General features: G+C 70.5%; 6 protein-coding genes. All 6 read right to left on the reverse strand.

Annotation, left to right across the window (positions count from 1 at the left end):
- Positions 1–36: 36 nt before the first annotated feature.
- On the reverse strand, positions 37–1,116 hold the full coding sequence (gene prfA, locus ACFU7D_RS27735; protein ID WP_378873394.1) for a peptide chain release factor 1: 1,080 nt from the start codon (positions 1,114–1,116) through the stop codon (positions 37–39).
- Positions 1,117–1,215: 99 nt separating this feature from the next.
- A complete protein-coding gene (gene rpmE / locus ACFU7D_RS27740) occupies positions 1,216–1,428 on the reverse strand; it encodes a 50S ribosomal protein L31 (RefSeq protein WP_350832694.1) in 213 nt (70 codons plus the stop codon).
- 133 nt (positions 1,429–1,561) lie between these two features.
- Positions 1,562–3,373, reverse strand: a complete 1,812-nt coding sequence (gene rho, locus ACFU7D_RS27745; RefSeq protein WP_378873396.1) for a transcription termination factor Rho — start codon at positions 3,371–3,373, stop codon at positions 1,562–1,564.
- A gap of 213 nt (positions 3,374–3,586) precedes the next feature.
- Positions 3,587–4,489: a homoserine kinase gene (thrB, locus tag ACFU7D_RS27750; RefSeq protein ID WP_378873397.1), complete on the reverse strand. Its 903-nt coding sequence runs from the start codon at positions 4,487–4,489 to the stop codon at positions 3,587–3,589.
- Between the two features lie 3 nt (positions 4,490–4,492).
- Complete coding sequence (gene thrC, locus ACFU7D_RS27755; protein WP_378726517.1) at positions 4,493–5,560, reverse strand: threonine synthase; 1,068 nt, start codon at positions 5,558–5,560, stop codon at positions 4,493–4,495.
- Complete coding sequence (locus ACFU7D_RS27760; RefSeq protein WP_378726519.1) at positions 5,560–6,873, reverse strand: homoserine dehydrogenase; 1,314 nt, start codon at positions 6,871–6,873, stop codon at positions 5,560–5,562. The genes thrC and ACFU7D_RS27760 overlap by 1 nt, the downstream gene beginning before the upstream one ends.
- Between the last annotated feature and the right edge of the window lie 108 nt (positions 6,874–6,981).

A 6,981-nucleotide genomic window follows, 5' to 3' on the forward strand; every position in this document is an offset into this window, starting at 1 on the left:
GTCACCTGGTGACTGCGCCCTTCGGCGTTGAACGGATCAGGAGTCGAGCGAGGCCAGACGGGCGGCCAGGTCGGCGTCGACGGCACTGCCGATCACCGGCTCCAGGTCGCCGTCGAGGACCTGGTCGAGGTTGTAGGACTTGTAGCCGGTGCGGTGGTCGGAGATGCGGTTCTCCGGGAAGTTGTAGGTGCGGATGCGCTCGGAGCGGTCGACGGTGCGCACCTGGGAGCGGCGGGCGTCGGAGGCTTCCGCGTCGGCGGCGTCCTGGGCTGCCTGGAGCAGGCGCGAGCGGAGCACGCGCATGGCCTGCTCCTTGTTCTGCAGCTGCGACTTCTCGTTCTGCATGGAGACCACGATGCCGGTGGGGACGTGGGTGATCCGGACCGCGGAGTCGGTGGTGTTGACCGACTGGCCGCCGGGGCCCGAGGAGCGGTAGACGTCGATGCGGAGGTCGTTGTCGTTGATCTCGACATCGATGGGCTCGGCCTCGGGAACCACCAGGACGCCGGCGGCCGAGGTGTGCACGCGGCCCTGCGACTCGGTGACCGGCACCCGCTGGACACGGTGTACGCCACCCTCGAACTTGAGCAGCGCATAGGGCGCCCGGCCGGGCTCTGAGGTCCCCTTCGCCTTCACCGCCACGGTGACCGACTTGTAGCCGCCGAGGTCGGACTCGTTGGCGTCGAGGAACTCGAGCTTCCAGCCCTGACGCTCTGCATAGCGGGTGTACATCCGCAGCAGGTCGCCGGCGAACAGCGCCGACTCCTCGCCGCCCTCCCCCGACTTCACCTCGAGGATGGCGTCCTTGTCGTCGGTCGGGTCGCGGGGCACGAGCAGGCGGCGCAGCCGCTCCTCGGCCTCCTCACGCTGCGGCACCAGCGCCTCGGCCTCCTCGGCGAAGGCAGGGTCCTCCCCCGCCAGCTCGCGGGCGGCACCGATGTCGTCACCGAGCTGCTGCCAGGAGCGGTAGGCGTCGATGATCGAGCTCAGCTCGGCGTACCTCTGGTTGAGCTTCTTCGCCAGGCGCGCGTCGGCGTGGGTCTCGGGCTCGGCGAGCCGTTTCTCCAGCCCGACGTGCTCCTCGATGAGTCCTTCGACCGCTTCAAACTGTGACATCTCCGCCTCGCTTCGTACGCCGGTGAAACCCTCCAAACACGCCAGCGCCGGCCACCTGCAGACGCAGGGGCCGGCGCTGGGCTCTGCCGTTCTCCGGAGCTACTTGTTGCGCTTGCCGAAGCGAGCCTCGAAGCGAGCCACGCGACCGCCGGTGTCGAGGATCTTCTGCTTGCCCGTGTAGAACGGGTGGCAGTTGGAGCACACGTCGGCACGGATCGCGCCCTCGGCCACGGTGCTGCGGGTGGTGAAGGAGTTGCCGCAGGTGCAGGTGACCTGGGTCTCGACGTAAGTCGGGTGGATGTCGGTCTTCATGAGGTTCCTCTCAAGACATGGGGCTCCGGGTCGCCGCCGCAGGTTGCGGGACGTGAACCGGCACCGAGGATTCAGTGTATGTGAACGCCTGGGGCCGCCAATAATTCCCGGCAGCCCCAGGCGCACATCACATTCAGCTCTTGGCGACCTCGTTGAGGAGCACCATGTTGGTGGCAGACCCTGCCACCTTGTCGGCCAGCACCGAGGCCGCCTTGGCGCCGTCGAGCGTGGCCAGCGAGGCACGCAGCTTGCGCACCGCGTCGCCCTCGCCACCGGCGAAGAGCAGGTCGTCGCGGCGCGTGCCGGACGCGGCCACGTCGACGGCGGGGAAGATCCCGGCCTCGGCGTAGTCCTCGCTCAGGCGCAGCTCGGAGTTGGCGGTGTCCTTGAACGCGTCGAAGATGATCTCGTCGGTCTTCGAACCCGTCTCGACCGCGGCCGTGGCGAGGATGGTCAGCGAACCGCCGTCCTCGACGTTGCGGGCCGCGCCGAAGAACCGCTTCGTCGGGTAGAGCGCCGCGGAGTCGACGCCGCCACCGAGGATGCGGCCCGAGGCCGGGACGGACAGGTTGTACGCCTTGCCCAGGCGGGTCAGCCCGTCGAGCAGGACGACCACGTCGTGGCCGAGCTCGACCAGGCGCTTGGCCCGCTCGATCGCCAGCTCGGCCACCACGGTGTGGTCGGCGGGCTGACGGTCGAAGGTGGAGGCGATGACCTCGCCCTTGACGCTGCGCTCGAAGTCGGTGACCTCCTCCGGGCGCTCGTCGACGAGCACGACCATCAGGTGGCACTCGGGGTTGTTGGCCGTGATCGCGCCGGCGATCGCCTGCAGGACGGTCGTCTTGCCCGCCTTCGACGGCGAGGCGATCAGGCCGCGCTGGCCCTTGCCGATCGGCGCGACCAGGTCGATGACGCGACCGGTGACCGGGTCCGAGCCGCCCTCGAGGCGCAGTCGCTGGTCGGGGTGGACCGGCGCCAGCTTGTCGAACTCGACGCGGTGCTTGGCGACCTCGGGGTCGGCACCGTTGACCGAGTCGATGCGCACCATCGGGTTGTACTTCTCCTTGCGCTCGCCCTCACGGGGCTGGCGCACCTGGCCGACGATCGCGTCGCCACGGCGCAGGCCGAGACGCTTGACCAGCGACAGGGAGAGGTAGACGTCGTCGGGTCCGGGCAGGTAGCCGGAGGTGCGGACGAAGGCGTAGTTGTCGAGTACGTCCAGGATGCCTGCCGCGGGCACGAGCACGTCGTCCTCGAGGACGGTCGTGTCCGGCTCGCCGCGGCCCGGGCGGTTACGGTCGCGATCGCGGCCACGGCGGCGGCGGTTGCGGCGGCTGCCGCCCTCGCCGTCGTCATCGCCCTCGTCGGCCGACTCGGCCGCCCGCTCCTTCTGGGCGTCCTCGTTCTTCTTCTCGGCGGCTGGCTGCCCGGCCTTGGCCGGACCCTTGCCCTGGCCACCGCCGGCGGGCTGACCGGACTGACCGCCCTGGCCGCCCTGGCCGCCCTGGCCGCCCTGGCCGCCCTGGCCGCCCTGGCTGGACTGGCCACCCTGACCGGCCTGACCGCCGCTCTTGTTCTGGTTGCGCTGGCGACGCGGGCGCTGGGCGCCCTCGTTGCCGGCGTCAGCAGCCTCGGCGGACTTCTCCGCGGGCTTCTCGGCCGTCTCGGCCGGCTTCTCTGCGGTCTTCTCCGCAGGCTTCTCAGCGGCAGGCTTCTCAGCGGCGGCCTTCTCAGCGGCGGGCTTCTCGGCCCTCTCCGCCGGCGCCGACTGCGCACGGCTGCTCTGCGCGGCCTTGATCGCTTCGATCAGCTGGGCCTTCTTCATCGAGTTCGCCCCGGTGATACCCATTCCGCTCGCCATCGCCTTGAGGTCGGCGAGAAGCATTCCGCCAAGGCCACCGCGCTTCTTCGGGGCTGCGTTCGGCTCCGGCGCAGTGGATTCCATGGTTTCAGTCACGTGAGTCCTTTCCCACGTATCGCCGATCGGCGTACGACGCCGACGGCTCGTTTGTCAGAACCCCTGACGCACCGGTGCGCGCCAAATGAAGTGGCACGGCACGAAAGGGGGATAGCACACTCGCAGGCCTGAACGGCCCAACGGATGTATCCCCAGGCTAACACGCATGGCACCCCTCACAGCAGGGGCCCGGAACGCGGGTCAGAGGATGCGTACGCCGTCCATGTCGACGCTCAGCGCTTGGCAGGCCCAACCCTCGGGGCAGCGGGTGGTGAGCTTGGCCGTCTCGGCCGACTCGACGCCGCTGCTGAACGCCAGGACCGTGGGCCCGGCGCCGGAGACGATCGCGGCGACGCCGTCGGCGCGCAGCTCGTCGACCAGGGCGAGCGACTCCGGCATCGCGGGTCGTCGGTACTCCTGGTGCAGGAAGTCACGGGTGGCACGGTGCAGGTGTTCGGGCGCATCACTCAGCGCCGCGACCAGGAGGGCCGTACGTCCAGCGCCGGCCGCCGCGTCGGAGTGCGGGACGGTCTCGGGCAGCAGCCCGCGGGCAGCCTTGGTCTCGACGCCGGTCGCGGGGACGAACACGACGACGCTGATCCTCGGGTCGACGGCGGTGCGGACGGCGAAGAAGCCTTCATCGTCACCCGCGATCGTGAAGCCGCCGTGGAAGGCAGGCGCGACGTTGTCGGGGTGACCCTCGATCTCGGCCGCCTTCTGGAAGAGAGTGTCGTCGTCGAGGATCAGCTCTCCCCCGGCGACCAGGGCACGAGCGAGCACGAGGCCGCCGATGATCGCAGCCGAGGACGAGCCCAGGCCGCGCGCGTGCGGGATCCGGTTGTGGCAGTGCAGCCGCAGACCGGCCGGCTGCTTGCCGATGATCTCGAAGGCGGCCCGCATCGAGCGCACGACGAGGTGCGACTCGTCGAGCGGGACGGTGCCCTCACCCGCACCGTCGACGGTGACCTCCAGGCCCTCGGCGATCACCTCGCCGGTGAGCGCGTCACGCAGGTCGAGCGCCAGCCCGAGCGAGTCGTAGCCGGGACCGAGGTTGGCGGAGGTGGCCGGGACGGTGACGGTGACGGGGCCCTCTACGAACGTCATGAGCTACGCGAGCCCGGCTGCGGCCGCCGCGGCCTCGAGGTCGGCGTCGATGATGATCTCGGGCAGCTCACCGAAGAACTCCAGCGCGGTGGCGGTGTCCTTGAGCCCGTGGCCGGTGACGGTGATGACCGTGGTGGCCCCGGCGTAGGTCTCGCCCAGCTCGAGGTCGGCGAGGAGCCCGGCGACGCCGGCCGCTGATGCGGGCTCGACGAAGACTCCGTCGTTGCGGGCCAGCTGGGCTTGGGCGGAGAGGATCTGGTCGTCGGAGAGCGCGCGGAAGCGGCCACCGGACTTGGCGGCCGCGGCCTCGGCGAGCTGCCACGAGGCCGGGTTGCCGATGCGGATCGCGGTCGCCCTGGTCTCGGGGTGCTCGACCGGGTGGCCGAGCACGAGCGGGGCCGCGCCCTCGGCCTGGAAGGCGCGCATGACCGGGGTCTTGGTGGCGTGGCCGGCCGCTGCGTACTGCTCGTAGCCGAGCCAGTAGGCGGAGAGGTTGCCGGCGTTGCCGATCGGCATCAGGTGGTAGTCGGGGGCGTCACCCAGGCGGTCGACGACCTCGAAGGCGGCCGTCTTCTGGCCCTCGAGGCGGACCGGGTTGACGGAGTTGACCAGCGCGACAGGGTAGCTGTCGGCGAGGGCGCGGGAGAGCTTGAGGCAGTCGTCGAAGTTGCCGCGTACCTTGACCACCTCGGCGCCGTGGACCAGCGCCTGAGCCATCTTGGCGGCACTGATCTTGCCGTTGGGGACGAGCACCACCGGGGTGATCCCGGCCTTGGCCGCGTAGGCCGCCATCGAGGCCGACGTGTTGCCGGTCGAGGCGCAGACCACGGCCTTGGCGCCCTCGTGGACGGCGACCGAGATGGCCGCGGTCATGCCGCGGTCCTTGAACGAGCCGGTCGGGTTCTGGCCCTCGACCTTCAGCCACACCTCACCCTTGGTGGCGCCGGAGAGCCACTCGGAGTGGACCAGCGGGGTGCCGCCCTCGCCGAGCGTCACCGCCGGGGTGTCCTGGGGGATGTCGAGGAGGGTGCGGTATTCCTCGATCACGCCTCGCCACTGACTGGTCGTCATCACACTGCTCCTTCTACGCGCATCACCGAGGCGACGTCGCGGACGTACTCCATCTCGCGCAGGTGCTGCACGGTCGCCGCGAGCGCGGCATCGGGGGCCTCGTGGGAGACGACGACGAGCTGGGCGTCCTCTCCCCTGCCTTCTTGGCGTACGGCCTTGATCGAGACGCCGTGCTCGGAGAAGGCGGTCGCGACGGCGGCGAGCACGCCGGCCTTGTCGGCCACGTCGAGGCTGACGTGGTAGCGGGTGACGGTCTCGCCCATCGGGCGCACCGCGCGGGCGGCGTAGGCGGACTCGCCGAAGCCACGGGTGCCGAGGACCTTGTTGCGTGCGATCGTGACCAGGTCACCCAGGACGGCGCTCGCGGTGGGGTCGCCGCCCGCGCCCTGGCCGTAGAACATCAGGTCGCCGGCCGAGGCGGACTCGACGAAGACGGCGTTGTAGGCGCCGCGCACGGTCGCCAGCGCGTGGGTGCGCGGGATCATCACCGGGTGGACTCTCGCCGAGACGTCGTCGCCGTCGAGCTCGGCGATCGCGAGCAGCTTGACGACGCTGCCCATGGCCTTGGCGGAGGCGACGTCGCCGGCTGTCACCTCGGTGATGCCCTCGCGGTAGACGTCGCTGGCGGTCACCCGGGTGTGGAAGGCGAGGCTCGCCAGGATCGCGGCCTTGGCGGCGGCGTCGAAGCCCTCGACGTCGGCGGTCGGGTCGGCCTCGGCGTAGCCCAGGTCCTGGGCCTCGGCGAGAGCCTCCTCGAAGCCGGCACCGTACGTGTCCATCTTGTCGAGGATGTAGTTGGTGGTGCCGTTGACGATGCCCATCACCTTGGTGACGTGGTCGCCGACGAGCGAGTCGCGCAGGGGGCGCAGGATCGGGATCGCACCGGCGACCGCGGCCTCGTAGTAGAGGTCGGTGCCGGCCTTCTCGGCGGCCTCGTAGAGCGTCGGGCCGTCCTCGGCGAGCAGCGCCTTGTTGGCGGTGACGACGCTGGCGCCGCTCTCCAACGCCTCGAGGATGAGCCCGCGGGCCGGCTCGATGCCGCCGATCACCTCGATCACGAGGTCGACGTCGTCGCGGGCGACCAAGCCGTGGGCATCCGTGGTGAGCAGCTCCGCGGGCACCTCGACGTCGCGAGGAGCGTCGAGGCGACGTACGGCCACGCCCCTGATCTCCAGCGGCGCACCCACTCTGGCGGCGAGATCCGCATCGCCCTCGAGCAGGAGCCGGACCACCTGGGACCCCACCACACCGCAGCCGAGGACGGCGACGCCCAAGGGATCGACGGCGTGCGCGGTCGTCTTGTTGCTGCTCACGCGCCAAGGGTATCCGGGACAGCCTCTCGGGTCCGACTTCCGCTCTAGGCGCGGACACCTCGACGGGGTTGTGAAGCTGAGAGTGGCCTATAGGTCACTCTCAGCTTC

It is taken from the genome of Nocardioides sp. NPDC057577 (assembly GCF_042801335.1).
Lineage (GTDB): Bacteria > Actinomycetota > Actinomycetes > Propionibacteriales > Nocardioidaceae > Nocardioides.

Excerpts from the sequence above, each read along its gene's own strand:
- rpmE (WP_350832694.1), bottom strand. The coding sequence starts at position 1,428 with ATGAAGACCGACATCCACCCGACTTACGTCGAGACCCAGGTCACCTGC.
- thrB (WP_378873397.1), bottom strand. The coding sequence starts at position 4,489 with ATGACGTTCGTAGAGGGCCCCGTCACCGTCACCGTCCCGGCCACCTCC.
- rho (WP_378873396.1), bottom strand. The coding sequence starts at position 3,373 with ATGGAATCCACTGCGCCGGAGCCGAACGCAGCCCCGAAGAAGCGCGGT.
- thrC (WP_378726517.1), bottom strand. The coding sequence starts at position 5,560 with ATGACGACCAGTCAGTGGCGAGGCGTGATCGAGGAATACCGCACCCTC.
- prfA (WP_378873394.1), bottom strand. The coding sequence starts at position 1,116 with ATGTCACAGTTTGAAGCGGTCGAAGGACTCATCGAGGAGCACGTCGGG.